13 protein-coding genes and 1 pseudogene are annotated in these 17,344 nt (G+C 69.9%); 11 read left to right on the plus strand and 3 right to left on the minus strand.

Annotated features, from left to right (window positions below; translation table 11 throughout):
- Positions 1 to 28 precede the first annotated feature (28 nt).
- Complete coding sequence (locus HUX53_RS04370) at positions 29 to 1,261, plus strand: PH domain-containing protein (protein ID WP_255204913.1); 1,233 nt, start codon at positions 29 to 31, stop codon at positions 1,259 to 1,261.
- A 515-nt stretch (positions 1,262 to 1,776) separates the two neighbouring features.
- Here HUX53_RS04370 and HUX53_RS04375 read toward each other — a convergent pair.
- The gene (locus HUX53_RS04375) at positions 1,777 to 2,472 is read right to left on the minus strand and encodes a polysaccharide deacetylase family protein (RefSeq protein ID WP_217919069.1); all 696 of its coding nucleotides are present in this window, start codon (positions 2,470 to 2,472) and stop codon (positions 1,777 to 1,779) included.
- Between the two features lie 871 nt (positions 2,473 to 3,343).
- Between HUX53_RS04375 and HUX53_RS04380 the strand changes: the two genes are divergently transcribed.
- Both HUX53_RS04380 and HUX53_RS04385 read left to right on the plus strand, forming a co-directional pair.
- On the plus strand, positions 3,344 to 4,252 hold the full coding sequence (locus tag HUX53_RS04380) for an SGNH/GDSL hydrolase family protein (protein WP_217919070.1): 909 nt from the start codon (positions 3,344 to 3,346) through the stop codon (positions 4,250 to 4,252).
- Between the two features lie 404 nt (positions 4,253 to 4,656).
- Positions 4,657 to 5,865 carry a cytochrome P450 gene (locus tag HUX53_RS04385; RefSeq protein ID WP_176401876.1) on the plus strand — a complete coding sequence of 403 codons (1,209 nt, stop codon included), beginning with the start codon at positions 4,657 to 4,659 and terminating at the stop codon, positions 5,863 to 5,865.
- 330 nt (positions 5,866 to 6,195) lie between these two features.
- On the opposite strand, the gene HUX53_RS04390 is transcribed toward HUX53_RS04385, so the two are convergent.
- A complete protein-coding gene (locus HUX53_RS04390) occupies positions 6,196 to 7,209 on the minus strand; it encodes an SAM-dependent methyltransferase (RefSeq protein ID WP_309237046.1) in 1,014 nt (337 codons plus the stop codon).
- A 240-nt stretch (positions 7,210 to 7,449) separates the two neighbouring features.
- On the opposite strand from HUX53_RS04390, the gene HUX53_RS04395 reads away from it, so the two are divergent.
- From HUX53_RS04395 to panD, 8 genes and pseudogenes are all read left to right on the plus strand, one after another.
- Positions 7,450 to 8,619, plus strand: a complete 1,170-nt coding sequence (locus tag HUX53_RS04395; protein ID WP_176401878.1) for a sensor histidine kinase — start codon at positions 7,450 to 7,452, stop codon at positions 8,617 to 8,619.
- A complete protein-coding gene (locus tag HUX53_RS04400) occupies positions 8,616 to 9,314 on the plus strand; it encodes a response regulator transcription factor (RefSeq protein WP_176401879.1) in 699 nt (232 codons plus the stop codon). The genes HUX53_RS04395 and HUX53_RS04400 overlap by 4 nt, the downstream gene beginning before the upstream one ends.
- A 159-nt stretch (positions 9,315 to 9,473) precedes the next feature.
- Positions 9,474 to 9,797, plus strand: coding sequence for a hypothetical protein (locus HUX53_RS04405; protein ID WP_176401880.1), 324 nt, complete (start codon positions 9,474 to 9,476; stop codon positions 9,795 to 9,797).
- Positions 9,798 to 10,182: 385 nt separating this feature from the next.
- The gene (locus tag HUX53_RS04410; RefSeq protein WP_176401891.1) at positions 10,183 to 10,893 is read left to right on the plus strand and encodes an ABC transporter ATP-binding protein; all 711 of its coding nucleotides are present in this window, start codon (positions 10,183 to 10,185) and stop codon (positions 10,891 to 10,893) included.
- Entirely contained in the window at positions 10,893 to 13,382 is a 2,490-nt protein-coding gene (locus tag HUX53_RS04415) for an ABC transporter permease (RefSeq protein WP_176401881.1), read from the plus strand. The genes HUX53_RS04410 and HUX53_RS04415 overlap by 1 nt, the downstream gene beginning before the upstream one ends.
- A 127-nt stretch (positions 13,383 to 13,509) precedes the next feature.
- Positions 13,510 to 14,408, plus strand: a pseudogene (locus HUX53_RS04420) (Rossmann-like and DUF2520 domain-containing protein).
- A gap of 691 nt (positions 14,409 to 15,099) precedes the next feature.
- Positions 15,100 to 15,954 carry a pantoate--beta-alanine ligase gene (panC, locus tag HUX53_RS04425; RefSeq protein WP_176401882.1) on the plus strand — a complete coding sequence of 285 codons (855 nt, stop codon included), beginning with the start codon at positions 15,100 to 15,102 and terminating at the stop codon, positions 15,952 to 15,954.
- Positions 15,954 to 16,370, plus strand: coding sequence for an aspartate 1-decarboxylase (panD, locus tag HUX53_RS04430; RefSeq protein ID WP_176401883.1), 417 nt, complete (start codon positions 15,954 to 15,956; stop codon positions 16,368 to 16,370). The genes panC and panD overlap by 1 nt, the downstream gene beginning before the upstream one ends.
- Here the strand turns inward: panD and HUX53_RS42935 are convergent.
- Positions 16,294 to 17,079, minus strand: coding sequence for a transposase (locus HUX53_RS42935; RefSeq protein ID WP_176401884.1), 786 nt, complete (start codon positions 17,077 to 17,079; stop codon positions 16,294 to 16,296). The two genes, panD and HUX53_RS42935, sit on opposite strands and share 77 nt — an antisense overlap.
- Between the last annotated feature and the right edge of the window lie 265 nt (positions 17,080 to 17,344).

Genomic DNA, 17,344 nt, shown 5'->3' on the forward strand with positions numbered 1-17,344 from the left:
CTTCATCTTCCTCATCATCTACTTCGTCTTGCTGGGCTTCCCACTGCTGCTGACCCAGACGGAGGACGGCATCACCCTGGCACTCACCCCCGAGGTGATCCTCCGGTTCATCATCGTGAGCATCCCCATGGGCCTGATCGCGGTGGGATCGGGCCTGTGGACGTGGCTCGCTCTGCGTTTCCGCATCGACAACGACGACCTCGTCGTCGAGACCGGCATTCTCCGTAAGAACAAGCGCCGTATACCGCTTTCGCGTATTCAGGCCATCGACCTCGTCCGTCCATTGGTGACGAGGGTGTTCGCCCTTGCGGAAGTACGGGTGGAACTAGCCGGCGGTGAGCAGAGCGAAATCGCCCTCCGCTACCTGGGACGGCACTCCGCACAGCAGTTGCGCGCCGAACTCCTCGCGCGCGCGGCCGGACTGCCCGGCCACACGCCGGAGGCACCCGAACGTCACGTCTGGCGCGTGCCGTTCGGCGCGCTGTTCGGATCCCTCCTCGGACGGCTGCCCGTACTGGGGACGGGGCTGCTCTTCCTGGCGTCCCTCATCTTCCTGGTGATGTACGCCGAGGGCGGCATGCTGGCCGTCACCATTCCCGTCCTGCTCGGGCTCATCCGCGCCGTGATCGCACCCCTGGTGATGTACGCGAACTTCACGGTCGCCATGTCACCGGACGGAATCCGCCTGCGCTACGGGCTCCTGGAGACCCGCATGCAGACGCTGCCGCCGGGCCGTGTGCAGGCCGTCAGCATCGTCGAGCCGCTGATCTGGCGGAGCCTCGGCTGGGCACGTGTCGAGGTCACCGTCGCCGGTTACGCGGGCGAGCGCCAGGCACTGTCCTCGACTCTGCTTCCCGTCGCGCCCCGCCATGTCGCCATGCACATGGTCTCTCAGGTCTTCCCTGGGACGAATGTCGATGCGGTCTCTCTCGTCCCCGCGTCGTCCAAGGCCGTGGCGATCGACCGCGCGGACGGCGCCGGTACCGACGACGTGGTCTTCGTGACCCGCCACGGCTGGCCCTGCCGCCGCACCGACGTGATCGCCCACGCGCGCGCGCAGAGCGTCCGGCTGACCGTGAACCCGTTCCAACGCCTCCTCGGCCTGGCCACCGTCCACGTTGACGCGCCCCCTGGCCCGGTACAGGTAGCCGCCACCGACCGCGAGCTTGGCGAGGCCCGGGCGATCGTGGAAAGCACCGCCCGCCGGGCACTGGCCGCCCGCCGCGCCGGCGGCGGAGACCCCACCCACTGGGCCCGCTGACCACTTATCCACAGAACCTCGTTCTACTTCCACCCCTCCACGTCGCCCCCCACCATGGACACCAAGTCGGCCCGCCACAGGGAGAGCGGGCCGACCCCAACACCGGGAGGCGACAAACCCATGCCCGCAACCACCACCCAACCCGACCACCTTGGCCATGACGGTACGTCGTCGTTCGCTAGGCAGTTCTGTCTTCGGGGCGGTGGCGCCGCTCGCTACGGCACTTGTTATCGAATTCCCTTGCGCTTGGCTGCATTGCAACCTCGAGGCGAGCTCGGTGCAGGCCGGGACTCATCGGCTCTGAGGTAGCCACGGAGAAGTGATCACTGGACAACAAGAACTGCCCGCTTTCCCCGGATTTCGAGGAAGCCGTGTTAGGTGGATCTTGCTCACTGCGTTCGCCGGAACTTTCGTCGGCCATGGCTCCATTGTGCTCCGGTGGTCCCTCCGCGCGAAAGCACACCATCGGCCATGACTCGCTGAGCCTCTCGACCCAGCCGTTGCGGGGCGGGTGGTCAGGAGTGCCAGGGGGCTACTGCGGTCGCGTGGAAATAGGTGTCGCCGAAGGGCACCTTCTTCGGGGTGAAGGCGATCTTGCCGGGGCAGAGCCCGCGGTCCCGCAGGTCGCTGACGATCTGCGGTACGGCGTCGACGGACGCCTGCGCCCAGTCGTGCATGAGGATGATGCCGCCCGGCTGGAGCGTGCGCGCAGCCGCCACGATCTCGTCGGTGCCGGCTCCGGCCCAATCCCGGGAGTCGACCGTCCACAGGACTTCCAGGACTCTCAGGCGGGCCTCGTCCCTCCTGACCTGGTCATTGGTCTCTCCGTAGGGCGGCCGGAAGAGCGTGGGCCACCGGCCGGTGATCCGGCGCAGGGACAGCTGGGTGCCGAGGATCTCCTTGAAGGCGTCCGGTTCCCCCAACTGGGGGAGATGCGGATGGGTGTTGGTGTGGTTGCCGATCCACATGCCGGCGCGCTGCTCCTCGCGGACGAGGTCGGGGCGGGCCTCGGCATTGTTCCCCTGGTTGAAGAAGGTGGCCCGGGCTCCGGCGGCGCGCAGCCTGTCCAGCAGCGTGGGCAGTGTCGCGGCGGTAGGCCCGTCATCGTAGGTGAGCGCCACGTACCCGTTGGGGCAGTGCGAGTGCTTGCCGGCGACGGTTGCGTGCCCGGCCGCCGGAGTCATCGCGACGGCGGCCGCAGCAGCCGCCACCACAGCGGCCGAAGAGGCCGCCCCACGGCGAGATCGTACGGACGAATGCGAGATCTTGATCATCATTACTCCGCGGGAGGAGAAACCGGTTCCCAGTGGGCGTAGCGATTCAGGGCGAGGTTGGAGTCAAAGTGACCGAGGCGGGACCAGCATGGGCTGAAAGTTTCGAAACTTATCGGCGGTGTTGCTGGGTAACGTACGCCGCCTTGGGAGCGGGGTCAATGGAGCGTCTGAGCTTTGAGTAGGCGAGTTCCTTGGCGCCAGGCCGGTCGAAGCTTGGGAGAAAGGTCGTGAAGTTGTTCTTGACTCGGTGATGTGCCCGGCGTACGTTCAGCCAGAAGTTCGAAAGTGATCGAAACATTTCGAATGGTTCGCCTCGTTCGCGGAGTCGATCGGAGACCTGTGGTGAGACGCTTTCCGCCTGTCCATGCGCTCGCGCAACGCGTGAACACGATGAGTCCGGCCGGCCGACTCATTGCCGTCCTTCTGCTCGCGGTCGCCATGGTCGCCGCGTCGCTCACGGGTGCGGAGGGCGAGTCCCGCATCGCCGCCGGCCATGCCGCGCCCAAGTTCGGCGGCCATTGGGTCGACAGCTGGGTGTCGATGCCGCAGCTGACCGAGCCGAACAACATGCCTCCTCCGCCGTTCACGCAGGACGACAAGGTCTTCGACGACGCGACGCTGCGGCAGACCATCCGCGTCTCCGCCGGCGGCCGGAACCTGCGGCTGCGGTTCTCCAACGCGTTCGGCGGCGCCGCGCTCCCCATCACCAAGGTTTCCGTGGCGCTGCCGGCCGGCGGGCGTCGGCGAGATCGAGCCGAAGACGTCCCGGTCCGTGACCTTCCATGGCAGTTCATCCGTCGTGATTCCGATGGGCGCGCAGATGGTGTCCGACCCGCTGAAGTTCCCGGTGGCGCCCCGGTCGATCCTGACGGTGACGATCTATCTGGCGGACGGTCAGGCCTCGACCAACATCACGTCCCACCCCGGCTCCCGGACCACGTCCTACATGCTGGCCGGCGACCACGTCGCGGACACCGACCTGTCCAGGGCCACCACCGCCGACCACTGGTACTTCCTGAGCGGCCTTGAGGTGTGGGCCAAGCACGCCACGGCGGCGGCCGTCATGCTCGGCGACTCCCTCACCGACGGACGCGGCTCCACCACCAACAAGAACGACCGCTGGCCGGACCAGCTCCTGGACAGGCTGCAGTCTCACCCGTCCACGTCCGACATCGCGATCGTGAACCAGGCCGCCGGCGGGAACCGCGTCCTCAACGACGGGCTCGGCCCCAACGTCCTCGCCCGGCTCGACCGCGACGTGCTGGCGCAGAGCGGCGTCGAATGGCTGGTCGTCTTCGAAGGCGTCAACGACATCGGCACCGCCGCAGCCACTCCGCAGGCACAAAAGGAAGTCGCGGACAGCCTGATCGCGGCCTACGACCAGATCATCGTCCGCGCTCACGCGCAGGGCATCCGGGTGTACGGCGCGACGCTCACCCCGTTCGGAGGCAACACCATGTACGACGACCCGGACGGGTACAGGGAGGGCGCGCGCAGCGCCGTCAACACCTGGATCCGCACCAGCCACCGCTTCGACGCCGTGATCGACTTCGACCGCACGGCACGCGACCCGTCCGATCCCGGCCGGCTGCTCCCCGCCTACGACGTCGGTGACCACCTGCACCTGAACCCGACCGGCTACAAGGCCCTCGCCGACGCCGTCCCCGCCGCCCTCTTCAGGCACAGGACACTTCCACCGACCTTCGCCTTCAACTAGGACGGACGACCGATGACACGTTCCCGGCCGCCACGTCGTCGGTCTCGAAGCGAGCCCGCCAGCCGTGGCGGACCGGGTCGGCCGAATTGTCGCCTTCAACTAGGACGGGCAATGGATGACGCATCCCCGGGGGTCAGCCCGTCTCGATGTGAGCCCGTGGTCGGCGGCGGGTCGGGGCGGTTGAGTCTTCAGATTGGGGCGGACGGTGGATGACGTGTTCCTGGCGGGTCGTGTTGTCGGTTTGATGTGAGCCCGCCAGCTGCCGTGGACTGGGTCGGCCGAGTAGTGGGAGCAGATGGTGACCCGAGCCGTCCCCGGTGGCTGGCCCCCCGCCGCAAGGCCCTCCTCGTACGTGCGAGGAGGGCCGCGCGCTTGCCGCATCGGGATGCGCATATCTTCGGAACATGAGTGATGCGGCATATGACCCCTGGTCCCCGGAGTTCGTGGCGGACCCCTATCCGGCGTTCGAGCGACTCCGTGCGGAGCGCCCGGTGTTCTTCCATGAGCCCACCGGGCAGTGGGTGATCAGCCGCTACGAGGACGTCGACGCGCTGCTGCGGGACCGGAGGCTCGGACGGTCGTATCTCCACATCGCGAGCCACGAGGAGTTCGGCCAGCGCCCGGAGGCCGACTTCCTCAAGCCGTTCTGGGACCTGGTCCGCGCCGGGATGCTGGACGTGGAGCCGCCCGTGCACACCCGGCTGCGGCGCCTGGTGTCCAAGGCGTTCACCGCCCGCATGGTGGAGGGGCTGCGGCCGACGATCAGGCGCCTCGCCGGTGAGCTGACCGAGGCCCTGGCCGCGAAGGGGGGCGGCGACCTGCTCGCCGAGGTCGCCGAGCCGCTGCCGGTGAACGTGATCGCCGAGATGCTCGGTGTGCCCGTCGAGGACCGTCCTCTCCTGCGCCCGTGGTCGGCCGACATCTGCGGCATGTACGAACTGAACCCGCCGGAGGAGGCGCAGCGCACGGCCGTCCGCGCCGCCGTCGAGTTCTCCGACTACCTGCGCGGTCTCGCGCGCACCCGGCGGGACGAGCCGCGCGACGATCTCATCACCGCGCTGGCCCAGGTCGTGGACGAGGGCGACCGGCTCACCGAGGACGAGCTGATCGGCACCTGCGTCCTGCTGCTCAACGCCGGACACGAGGCAACGGTCAACGCGACCGGCAACGGCTGGTGGTCGCTGTTCCGCAACCCCGCTGAATTGGAACGACTCCGCGCCGACCCGTCACTCGTCCCCACGGCCGTCGAAGAACTGCTGCGCTACGACACCCCCGCGCCCATGTTCGAACGCTGGGTCCTGGAGGACATCACGGTCGCCGGCGTCGACATCCCCCGCGGCTCCGAGGTGGCGCTGCAGTTCGCGTCCGCCAACCGTGATCCGGAGGTGTTCGCCGACCCCGACCGGCTCGACCTGTCCCGTGACCCGAACCCGCACATCACGTTCGGACTCGGTATCCACTACTGCCTGGGCGCCCCGCTCGCCCGCATCGAACTCGCCGAGTCGTTCGGCGCGCTCCTCCGCGTGGCACCGGACCTCCGCCTGTCGGCCGAGCCGAAATGGAAGCCCGGCTACGTCCTACGTGGCCTGCAATCCCTCCGCGTGGAGTGCTAACTCACTACCCAGAACCTCGTGCGTCCGCCGCGCAGGCAAGAGGGTTCGAGCGTGATGCCCTGTAGGCGTTGTAGGTGGTGCGCTGTTCTACCGTCCCTGGATGTTGTGCGTCTGCGGTACGTGTGGTGGAGGTCCGGGTGTGGTGTGCGTCGGTGCCCTGTAGGCGTTGTAGGTGGTGCGCTGCTCTATTGCCCCTGCTGTATGCGTGGTGGTGGTCCGGGTGTGGTGTGCGTCGGTGGCCTGTACGTCTTGCACGTGGGGTGCTGCCCTGCTGCCCGGGAACTCGTGCGTTGCATGCGCGGTGGACGCTCCAGGGTGGCGGGGTGCGGGTCAGTTTTTGAGGACGGCTGGGATGGGGATGTGCACGGTCTGGGCCAGCCAGCCGAAGCCGCCCAGGCCGGACGGGTCGGTCAGTTCGGCGTCCTCGCCGGCGTGGCAGAGGGCGGCGACGTAGGCGCGCGGGTCGCGGTGGGCCAGGTCGAGTGGCGGGCGGGTGCCGGAGAGGCCGAGGGCGCGGAGGGCGTCGCGCTGGGTGGTCAGCAGGGTGGACGTGGCGCCGGCGCGTTCACCCGCGGTGGTGCAGGCGTCCAGGGCGACGTGCGCGGTGACGTCGCATGATCCGTCCGGGACGGCGGGGACGGTGGCGCCGTCGCGGTAGCCGGTCAGCGTCCCGTACACGGGGCGGGTCTCGCGCGAGTGCGAGTAGTCGACGGCGAGCGCGAGCCCGCGGGACAGCCGTCCGACCACGGAGGCCCACGCGTTGCAGCGCGGGTGGCCGATCTCGGCGCGGTCGCCGGGTTCGCTGAGCGGCCACCAGCGCTCCAGCCAGTCGTGGTCTTCGGCGGACGGCGACGGGCCTGGACGCTCACTGCCGGTGGACGGGTCGACGAGCACGGTACGGAAGCCGTCCGGCGTGCGTTCGACCACGTCCAGCGGCACATTGTCGAGCCACTCGTTCGCGACGGCCAGCCCCGTGATGCGCTGCGGCAGGTCCGGCCGCCAGATGACCTGGGACGGGACGTCGGCGGGGCGGGGTGCGATCTCCACCGCCGTAGGGACGAGCCGGGACGCCAGATCGGCGGGCGCGCAGGCCAGGATGTTGCCCAGCAGCCGCCCGGACCCGGCGCCGATGTCGACGACGTCCAGCGGGTCCGGCCGCCCGAGCAGGGCGTCGACCTCGACCAGCAGGCGGACGATGGCGGCGGCGAAGCGCGGTGAGGCGTGCACCGAGGTGCGGAAGTGCTCGGCCGGCCGCTCCCCGCGCCGGTAGAAGCCGTCCTCCCCGTACAGCGCCCGCTCCATCGCCGTGCGCCATGTCAGCCATTCGGAAACCAACGCCGCCACGCTTGTGACGTTACCGCGCGCAACCCCTCGTGCCGCGCCATCCGCAGCGCCGTCTGCCGTGTTATCTGCCGCGGCCCGTTCCGCCATGCCGGCCGGCCGCGACCGTCCACCCGGCGTCGACCACTACCTCCGGTGCCGGCCCTCTGGCCTGCGGGGGGTGGGGTAGGCCGTTCTTGGGGTGGAGGTGGGTCCGACCTTGGGCTGATCCCAGGCTGACCAGCGCGTACGTACGCTGTCGGCATGGTGGCGAGCGTGTGGGAGTGGCTGCGGGGCAAGAAACCGCTGGTCGACGCGTTCTTCGCGGTGCCGATCCTGTTGATCGCCGTGCCCACGCTGCTGGGCGGCGCGTACGGGATGGGGGTGCGCTGGTACGCGTTGCTGACGGTGCTGCTCACCGCGCCGCTCGTCCTGCGCCGGACGTTTCCGCGCTCAGTGTTCGCGGTCGTCGCGCTGATCTCGTTCGTCCAGTGCGTGGTGGACGTGCAGCCGGTGCAGGCGAACATCGGCGTCCTCATGGGGATCTACACGGTCACGGCCGCCTGCTCGTTCCGCTGGGGGATCGCGGCGGCGCTGGTCGGCCTGGCCGGTGCGAGCATGGCCGCGGTGCGGTACTCGACCGGTGCGGACGAGCGCAAGTACGCGTTCCTGATGCTGACGGTGCTGGTGGCGGGCGTCTACCTGCTGGGCCTGCACATGCGGACGCGCCGCGCCTACCTGCGTTCGGTCGAGGAGCGGGCGGAGCGGCTGGAGCGCGAACGCGACAACGAGGTCAAGGTGGCCATGGCCGCCGAACGGGCCCGTATCGCCCGGGAACTGCACGATGTCGTGGCGCACAACGTCAGCGTGATCGTGGTGCAGGCCGACGGGGCGTCCTACGCGATCGACACCGATGTGGGACGGGCCAGGCAGGCGCTGGAGACGATCTCCTCGACGGGCCGGCTGGCGCTCGCGGAGATGCGGCGGCTTCTAGGCGTCCTGCGGGAGGACGACGACGCGGGCGCGTTCGCGCCGCAGCCGGGGGTGGGCGAGATCGACGACCTGGTGGAGCAGGTCCGCGCGTCCGGGCTCGCGGTGACCTACGAGGTGGACGGGACGCCGGCGGCCATGTCGGAGGGACGGCAGCTCACCGTCTTCCGGATCGTCCAGGAGGCGCTGACCAATACGCTCAAGCATGGAGGCCCGCGGGTGAACGTGTCGGTCCGGCTGCGTTACGCGGACGACGCGCTGGAGATCCAGGTGGCGGACGACGGGCGCGGCGCGGCGGCCTTCGACGACGGCCGTGGCCACGGCCTCGCCGGAATGCGCGAACGCGTCGCCGTGTACGGGGGCGACGTCCGTGCGGCTCCGCGTCCCGGCGGGGGCTTCGAGGTGGTCGCGAAGATCCCGGTACGCGAGGAGGTCGCGGCATGACGGAGGTCGAGGACGTGGTGGAGCCCATCCGGGTGGTGCTCGTGGACGACCAGGAGCTGGTGCGCGCGGGGTTCAGGATGGTGCTGGACGCGCAGCCCGACATCGAGGTCGTCGGCGAGGCGGGCGACGGCGTGCAGGCGGTGGACATGCTGCGGAGCACGCGCGCCGACGTCGTCCTCATGGACGTGCGAATGCCGCGGATGGACGGGATCGAGGCGACGTGCCTGGTAGTGGCGCAATCCGGGCCGAAAGTCGTCATCCTCACCACCTTCGACCTCGACGAGTACGCGTTCGCGGCGATCAAGGCGGGGGCCGGCGGGTTCATGCTGAAGGACGCCGGCCCGGCGCAGCTCATCGAGGCGATCAAGGCGGTGCACTCGGGGGACGCGGTCGTGGCGCCGAGCACGACGAAGCGCCTGCTGGACCGGTTCGCGGTGCATCTGCCGGACGCCGAGGAGAAGGCGGGCGGTGCGCTGGAGACGCTGACCGAGCGGGAGGGCGAGGTGCTGCGGCTCGTCGCGCGCGGCATGTCGAACGCGGAGATCGCGGGCCGGCTCTACGTCTCGGAGGCGACGGTCAAGACGCATATGGGACGGATCCTGATGAAGCTCGGCCTCCGGGACCGGGTGCAGGCGGTCGTCTTCGCCTATGAGACAGGTCTGGTGAAAAGCGGTCAAAGAGGTCGCTCTGTGTAACGCCTTGATTACTCCATGGTGACTTTTTGTCCTCATCGTGACGCTCGGCATTGCCCTACCTGAGAGTAGCTGGGTAACTACGGTACGCGACGCCGTCTTCGCGGGCGACGTCGGCAATGTCAGAACGGGCCTGCTAAGCCCACGTACGGGAGGACTTTCGTGTTCAAGAAGCTTGCCGCGACCGGCATCCTCGGCTTCGCCGTCGCCGGCTCCGCCCTGGCCGCGACGCCCGCCTACGCCTCCGCCTACGGCGGCGGCTGGGACCACGGCCACCACGGCCACCACGGCCACCACGGCCACCACGGCCACGACGGCGGAGGCATCGGGTCCAACAACCACACCAGCGGGAACTTCTCCATCCTGGGCGGCAACCAGGTGATCGCGCCGATCTCCGCCGCCGTCGACGTCTGCGGCAACGCCGTGGCCGTCCTCGGGATCGCCGGCTCGGGGGGCTGCAAGGGCGGCGCCGCCGTGCACGGCTGATCGACCACTGAACGGGCCCCTCACGCCCGTCCCGAAGCGCCGGAGACCATCCAGGTCTCCGGCGCTTCTCCATGCCCGCTGAGACCCGGCATCCGTGCCCGCTTCGCCTCGCTATGGGGCCGCTGTGCGCGGCGGTGCCCGGCTGCGCAGCAGCGTCGGTGAGTGGGGGGAGGGGCTTGTACGACTCAGGTCGTACGCGGGCGATCCGGATAGCCGTGAGAGTGACGCGGAGCGTGGACGACGGGGCGATGGCAGCGGCGGCGTGAATTCCTAGCATGGTTGTCGATCAACCAAGACCACGACGAACTCTGAAGGAGTCACCGTGACCAGCACGTTCGCCGATCCGCCCGGGGGAGCACCCGCCGCCGCAGCGTTGCCGGCCGTCATGGCCGAGGGCGTGTCGAAGGTGTACGGGTCCGGTGACGCGGCCGTGCACGCGTTGCGCGGGGTCAGCGTCGGGTTCGCCCGCGGCGCGTTCACCGCGATCATGGGCCCGTCAGGTTCCGGGAAGTCGACGCTGATGCACTGCCTCGCGGGGCTGGACACCGTCACCGGCGGACGCATCATGCTCGGCGACGCGGAGATCACCCGGATGGGCGACCGGCAGCTGACGCTGATGCGCCGCGACCGGGTCGGCTTCGTGTTCCAGGCGTTCAACCTGCTGCCGACGCTCACCGCCGAGCAGAACATCCTGCTGCCCATGGAACTGGCCGGACGCAAGCCCGACCGTGCTTGGTTCGAGCAGGTCGTGGACGTTCTCGGGCTACGCGACCGCCTCGGGCACCGTCCGTCCGAGCTGTCGGGCGGCCAGCAGCAGAGGGTGGCGTGCGCGCGCGCCATCGTCGCCCGTCCCGAGGTCATCTTCGCGGACGAACCGACAGGCAACCTGGATTCACGGGCAGGCGCAGAGGTCCTCGGGTTCCTGCGCTCGTCCGTCCGGGAGATGGGCCAGACGATCGTGATGGTGACTCACGACCCGGTGGCCGCTTCCTACGCCGATCGGGTGGTGTTCCTACGCGACGGTGAAATCGTCTCCGAGATCTACCAGCCGACCCCAGAGGCCGTCCTGGACCGACTCAAGGCTCTGGGGGCGTAATGCTGAGAACGACCCTTGCGGGCCTTCGCGCCCACAAACTCCGCCTTCTCCTCACTGCAGTCGCCATCACCCTGGGCGTCGGCTTCATTTCCGGCACGTTCGTGCTGACGGACACGATGAACAAGGGTGTCGCTAAGACGTTCGCACGGTCGGCAGACAAGGTTGACATCGCCGTCGTCCCCGATGAGCACGCGACCGAGGGCATCCCCACCTCGCTGCTGCAGAAGGTGCGTTCCCTGCCCGGAGTGACCGAGGCCCAAGGGACGGTTAAGGGCGAGGCCGCCTTGGTGGGCAAGAATGGTAAGACGGTGGGCGACTTCCCCACGATGGGCATGTCCGTGCCGTCCGGGCGTCTGCTCCGCTACGACGTGGACAAGGGACGACCTCCGTCCAACGGCGGCGAGACCGTCATCGACAGCAAGGTCGCCAAGCGGGAGGGTTTCACCGTCGGTGACACGGTGACGGTCCTGGACGCCAAGAACCGGCCGCACCAGTTCCGCGTCGTCGGGCTGGTCGACTTCGGCATCGACCAGGAGGCGAGCATCTTCGGCGCGGTCGGGTTCGACCCCGCGACCGCGTCCCGGATGACCGGCCAGCAGACCTACCAGGAGATCGACATCGCCGGCACGGTGTCCAAGGCCGCGGTGAAGGCCGCCACCGGCCCCGGCACCGGCGTCTACACGGGGGAGGAGCTCGGCGCGAAGCTGGCGAAGGCCGCGGGCGCCGACACGAAGATCATCCGCGCCGGTCTGCTGATCTTCGCGCTGGTCGCGATGCTGGTGTCCGCCCTGGTCATCTACAACACGTTCGCGATCCTGGTCGCGCAGCGGATGCGGGAGATGGCGCTGCTGCGCTGCGTCGGCGCGACCCGCCGGCAGATCTTCGGCGGCGTCCTCACCGAGTCCGCGGTGGTGGGCCTGACCGGTTCGCTGCTGGGCCTCGCCGCCGGCGTCGGTCTCGGGCAGGGCGCGCTCGTCCTGATCAGCCGGCTGAACGGCACCATCGCGCTCACCGCACCGTCCCTCGCGCTGCGGACGATCGTGATCGGGCTGGCGGTCGGCGTCGTCGTGACCGTGCTGTCCGCGCTGCTGCCCGCCCGCGCGGCCACCGGTGTCGCACCCGTCGCGGCGTTGCGCGCGGAGACCGAGCCGGGCAGCGGACGGTTCCGGCTCGGCGTCTGGCGCACCGTCCTCGCCGTCCTGCTCGGCGTCGCCGGCCTCGCGATCGGCCTGTCCGGCGCGCTGGTGATGAAGGAGGGCGAGACCGCGATGTTCGTGGTCGCGTTCTCCGGCTGCGTCTTCTTCCTCGCGGTCATCGCGAGGATGCCGGCGCTCGTCCGCCCGCTGGCACGGTTCGCGGGCGCGATCCCGGCGCGGCTCGGCGGCGTCCCGGGACGGCTGGCGGTCGCGAACGCGCAGCGCGCACCGCGCCGAACCGCCACGACCACGATCGCGCTGACCGTCGGCGTCGGTCTGATGAGCCTGTTCGCGGTCGTCGCGGCGAGCGGCAAGGCGACGGCGACCGACAAGCTGGACGAGCAGTTCCCCGTCCAATTCAGGATCGCCACCCAGAACGCGGAGAACCTCCCGCGCGCGCTTGGGGACGACCTCCGCAAGCGACCCGAAGTGGAGAAGGTCGTCGAGGTCCGTGACAAGGAGACCAAGGTCAACGGCGAAGACGCGTCGATCACCACGGTGACCGCGTCAGCCTGGGGCTCGATCGCGAAACCGGAGATGAAGACCGGATCGGTCTCGGACCTCAAGCCAGGCACAGCGCTCGTGGACGAGAGCGCCGCGAACGTCCCCGGATGGACGGTCGGCAAGACCCTCCAGGTCAAGACGCGGCAGGGCACCGTCCCGGTCAAGATCACCGGAATGTACAAGCTGGGCGGCCAGTTCACCGGTATCGTCGTGCCCGAGGCCGACTTCGTCCGCTACTTCGGCGCCTTGGACCCGTCCGAGATCTACGTCAAGACCAGCGACGCGATCTCCGCCGACCAGGCGCGCAAGGCCATCGACCAGGCCGCGCTGCCGTACCCGGCCGCGAAGGTCGAGTCGACCGCCGACTTCGAGGAGCAGCTGGAGAACGCGATCGACATGCTGCTGATGATCTTCGGCGGGCTGCTCGGCCTGGCGATCGTCATCGCGCTGTTCGGCATCGCCAACACGCTGACCCTCTCGGTCGTCGAACGGACCCGCGAGTCGGCGCTGCTGCGCGCCCTCGGCCTGACCAAACGCCAGCTCCGCCGGATGCTGTCGCTCGAAGCCGTGGTCATGGCCGTGATCGGCGCGCTGACCGGGGTCGCGCTCGGCATCGCCTTCGGCTGGGCCGCGACCAGCGCGATGGCCGAAGGATCCGTGTTCGCCCTGCCATATCTCCAGATCGCCGGGTTCGTCCTGCTCGCCGGCCTGGCCGGGACGCTCGCGGCCGTCATGCCCGCGCGGCGCGCCGCGAAGACGTCCATCGTCGAGTCCCTCGCGCATGACTGAATGGGGTGGGGTGGCGCCCGCCACCCGCCGGACCGCGTGACCGGGTCGCATGGGTACTCTGGTTCGCGCCCGTCCGGTACCTACCTGTGAGGACTGGAACGAACCGATGGACCCAGATGCCCCCGGCATGCCCGGAAACAGCCCGGAGGCCCCGGAGGACAGGCCCGCGCGGCTCGCGGTCGGCGTCGTCGGCGCCGGCCGCGTCGGCACGGCGCTCGGCGCCGCGCTGTCCCGCGCGGGCCACCGAGTGGTCGCCGCGACCGCCGTGTCCGACCGGTCGCGGACCCGCGTCGAGGAACGCCTCCCCAGCGCGGACGTCGCGACGCCGCAGGACGTGGTGGCCGCCGCCGACCTGGTGCTGCTGACCGTCCCGGACGACGAACTGCCCAACTCGCGTCCGGCCTGGTCACCGCGGGCGTCCCCGTCACCGGGAAGCTGGTCATGCACACCAGCGGACGCTACGGGACCGCCATCCTCGACCCGCTCACCCGCGCCGGCGCGCTGCCCCTCGCCCTGCACCCCGTCATGACCTTCACCGGACGCCCGGACGACGTGAACCGGCTCACGGGCATCTCGTTCGGCGTCACCTCGCCCGAGCCGCTGCGCCCGGTCGCGGAGGCGCTCGTCCTCGAAATGGGCGGCGAACCCGTCTGGATCACCGAGGACGCCCGCCCCCTCTACCACGCGGCCCTCGCCGGCGGCGCCAACCACCTGGTCACCTTGGTCGTCGAGTCGATGGACCTGCTGTCCCGCGCCGGCGTGGCCGAACCCGGCCGCATGCTCGGCCCGCTCCTCGGCGCGGCCCTCGACAACGGCCTCCGCCTCGGCATCGACGGCCTCACCGGCCCGGTCGCCCGCGGCGACGCCGGCACGGTCTCCGACCACCTGGCGGAACTCGCCAAGATCTCCCCCGAGAGCCGCCGCGCCTACGTCGCCCTGGCCCGCCTCACCGCCGACCGCGCCCTCGGCGCCGGACTGCTCAAGCCCGAAGCCGCCGAACGCCTCCTGGAAGCCCTGGCAGATTGACCCCGCCCGGACACCGCTGCACACCCGACCAGCAGCCCGCCCACCACGCCACGGCCTTCGGGAAGCCAATGGCCGTGAACAAGCCTTCAGAGGTGGATGCGCGGTCGTCTCGGGAGACCGACGACCATGCCGCCGTCGCACGACCGATACCTCGAATGACCGGGAAGCGCTCGCTCCCGTCCGGCCGCCCAGACCCCGAACGCCCCCACCAGCAGCACACCACCGCGCAATGTACGCGCGGCCCGATCGCCTCGACTGATCGCGACGTCACCCCGGAGGCCGGCCACCAAAGGGCGCCCGCGCCCAATGATCGGGAAGCGCCCGCTCCCACCCAGACGTTCAAAAACCGGACACCCGAAGGTAAGACGCGTGACGGTCGGACGCCGGAGGGCCGAAGGACCTCGGGGTGGACGTCTCGAGGTCGGATGGCCCGGAGGCCGAATCAAGATTCCTGGAGTTCGATGCTCGGAGATCGGACGCCCGGCGATCGGACGCCCGGTGGCAAGACGCAGGGACCGGACGTCGGGAAGTTGGACCCCCTCGGAGGGCAGATGCTCCGAGATCGGGTGTCCGGTGGGCGGATTGTTCGACAGCGGTGCGAGTCGGCGGCCGGGCGCCCGGAAGTCGTGCTCAACAAGCGGCTCGGCGATGAGGCGCCGGGCAGGAGTCGCCGGATGATGTGGGAGGTCGCTTGAAACCCGTCATAGTGCGGACGCGGGAGGAACTCGCCGCGGCGCGCGCCCGCGTCGAGGGCACGCTCGCGTTCGTCCCGACCATGGGCGCGCTGCACAAGGGGCACCTGTCCCTGATGCGCGAGGCCCGCCGCAGCGCCGACGCCGTCGCTGTCAGTATCTTCGTCAACCCGCTCCAGTTCGGGCCCGGCGAGGACTTCGACCGCTACCCGCGGACGTTCGACGCCGACGTCGAGGCGTGCGCCGCCGAGGGCGTCGACCTGATCTTCGCGCCGACCCGCGACGTCATGTATCCGGACGAACCGCAAGTCACGCTGAAATCGGGCCCGATGGGAGAGGTCGTCGAGGGCGCGGCCCGGCCGGGCCACTTCGACGGGATGCTCACGGTCGTGCTGAAGCTGCTCAACCTCGTCCGTCCCGACGTGGCGATCTTCGGGGAGAAGGACGCGCAGCAGCTCGCGATGATCCGCCGCATGGTCGCCGACCTCAACGTGCCCGTGCGGATCATGGGCGGCGCGACCGTCCGCGAACCGGACGGCCTGGCACTTTCCAGCCGCAACCGCTACCTGTCGCAGGCCGAGCGGGGTACGGCCCTCGCGCTGTCGCGCGCCCTCCGGGCCGGCGAGGACGCCGCCGCCGAGGGACCGGACGCGGTGATTGGCGCCGCGACAGCCGTCCTCGACAAGGCCGCGACCGCCGACCCGCCCCTCGTCCTCGACTACCTCGTCCTCGTCGACCCGGCGACGTTCGCCCCGGTCACCTCCGGCGGCGAGGCCGTCCTCGCCGTCGCCGGCCGCGTCGGCGCCACGCACCTCATCGACAACGTTCACCTCCAGCTCGGCAAGGAGCACTGATGTTCCGGACGATGTTCAAGTCCAAGATCCACCGCGCCACGGTGACGCAGGCGGACCTGCACTACGTCGGCTCGCTCACCATCGACCAGGACCTGATGGACGCCGCCGACCTGCTCCCCGGCGAGCAGGTCTCGATCGTGGACATCGACAACGGCGCCCGCCTGGAGACCTACCTGATCGCCGGCGAGCGCGGCTCCGGCGTCATCGGCATCAACGGCGCCGCGGCCCGCCTCGTCCAACCCGGCGACCTGGTGATCATCATCAGCTACGCCCAGCTCGCCGACGCCGAGGCCCGCGAGTTCGTCCCCACCGTCGTGCACGTCGACCGAACCAACAAGATCATCTCCCTGGGCTCCGACCCCGCCGAACCCGTCCCCGGCACCAAAACCACCCGAGGCGACCTAGTCCACGACTAACAAAGCGCTCCCTCCCGCCGGAACCTGACCCACTGCCAGGCACAAAACACCCCCACCCGCCATGGCCACCCGCCATGAGCCCAACCCGCAGATCACCACGCGCCTTGCCGGAGGCCACCCGCCACATCCGCCTGCCATGAATCCCGCTCGGGCAAGCTGCCACGGTCGTGCTGCGACTGGGTGCACGGCCTCCTGCTCCCCGCCATGGAGGGCGCGCAGTGGCGTACTGCCGTGAGTCCTCCCCGGAGCCTGCCGCGATCTCGTGGCGCGGCCATCTACTGTGGCCGACTGCCGCGCCTGGCATCCCGTGGCCGACCGCCGGGCACCCGTGCCACAGCCCCCCACCGTGCCCGCGCCGCGTGGTTGCATGCCGTGGCGGTCTGTCGGGAGGCCTGCTCCCGCGGCCTGCCGTATTGCCTGCCGTAGCCGTCTGTTGTGCCTGCGTGCCGGTCCGTCTGCCGTGGTCGTGTGCCGCGGTTGCGTGCCGTGGCTGCTCGGGGTCGTGCGTGCCCTGGTCGGGCAGTCTGTTGTGGGGCCTGCTCCGCAGTCCGTCGAGATCACCCTCTTCGATGGCTGCCTGACGGATCCAGTTGCTCAGGCACGACTGGCTGATGCCCAGGCTCTTGGCCAGCGCGCAGACCGACTTGTCGCCGGTCCGGGCCAGCTCGACGGCGCGACGCCGGAACTCAGGCGAGCGAGGTGGTGGCACGAGACACTCCTCCCCAAGTTGATCAAGGTCAACTTAGATCGGGTGTCCGTGGAGCGGGGGAAGCTCATCATCTGGTCCGCAGGCTGTCGTGTGGCCTGCCGCAGTCGGCTGTTATGGCTCCGTGTCGTGGTCGCCTGCTGTGGTCGTGTGCTGCGGCGGGGGTGCCGTGGGCGCCTGCTGTGGTGGTCTGTCGTGGGGCTTGTCTCGCAGGCTTTCGCGCAGCCTGCTTTGGCCGTTTGTTGGGGTCGGCTCTCGGGGGCGGGTG

Source organism: Actinomadura sp. BRA 177, from assembly GCF_013372625.1.
Taxonomy (GTDB): Bacteria; Actinomycetota; Actinomycetes; order Streptosporangiales; family Streptosporangiaceae; genus Spirillospora.

Coding starts and splice junctions, on each gene's coding strand:
- HUX53_RS04385 (WP_176401876.1), top strand. CDS start 4,657: ATGAGTGATGCGGCATATGACCCCTGGTCCCCGGAGTTCGTGGCGGAC.
- HUX53_RS04400 (WP_176401879.1), top strand. CDS start 8,616: ATGACGGAGGTCGAGGACGTGGTGGAGCCCATCCGGGTGGTGCTCGTG.
- HUX53_RS04415 (WP_176401881.1), top strand. CDS start 10,893: ATGCTGAGAACGACCCTTGCGGGCCTTCGCGCCCACAAACTCCGCCTT.
- HUX53_RS04395 (WP_176401878.1), top strand. CDS start 7,450: ATGGTGGCGAGCGTGTGGGAGTGGCTGCGGGGCAAGAAACCGCTGGTC.
- panD (WP_176401883.1), top strand. CDS start 15,954: ATGTTCCGGACGATGTTCAAGTCCAAGATCCACCGCGCCACGGTGACG.
- HUX53_RS04410 (WP_176401891.1), top strand. CDS start 10,183: ATGGCCGAGGGCGTGTCGAAGGTGTACGGGTCCGGTGACGCGGCCGTG.
- HUX53_RS04380 (WP_217919070.1), top strand. CDS start 3,344: ATGGGCGCGCAGATGGTGTCCGACCCGCTGAAGTTCCCGGTGGCGCCC.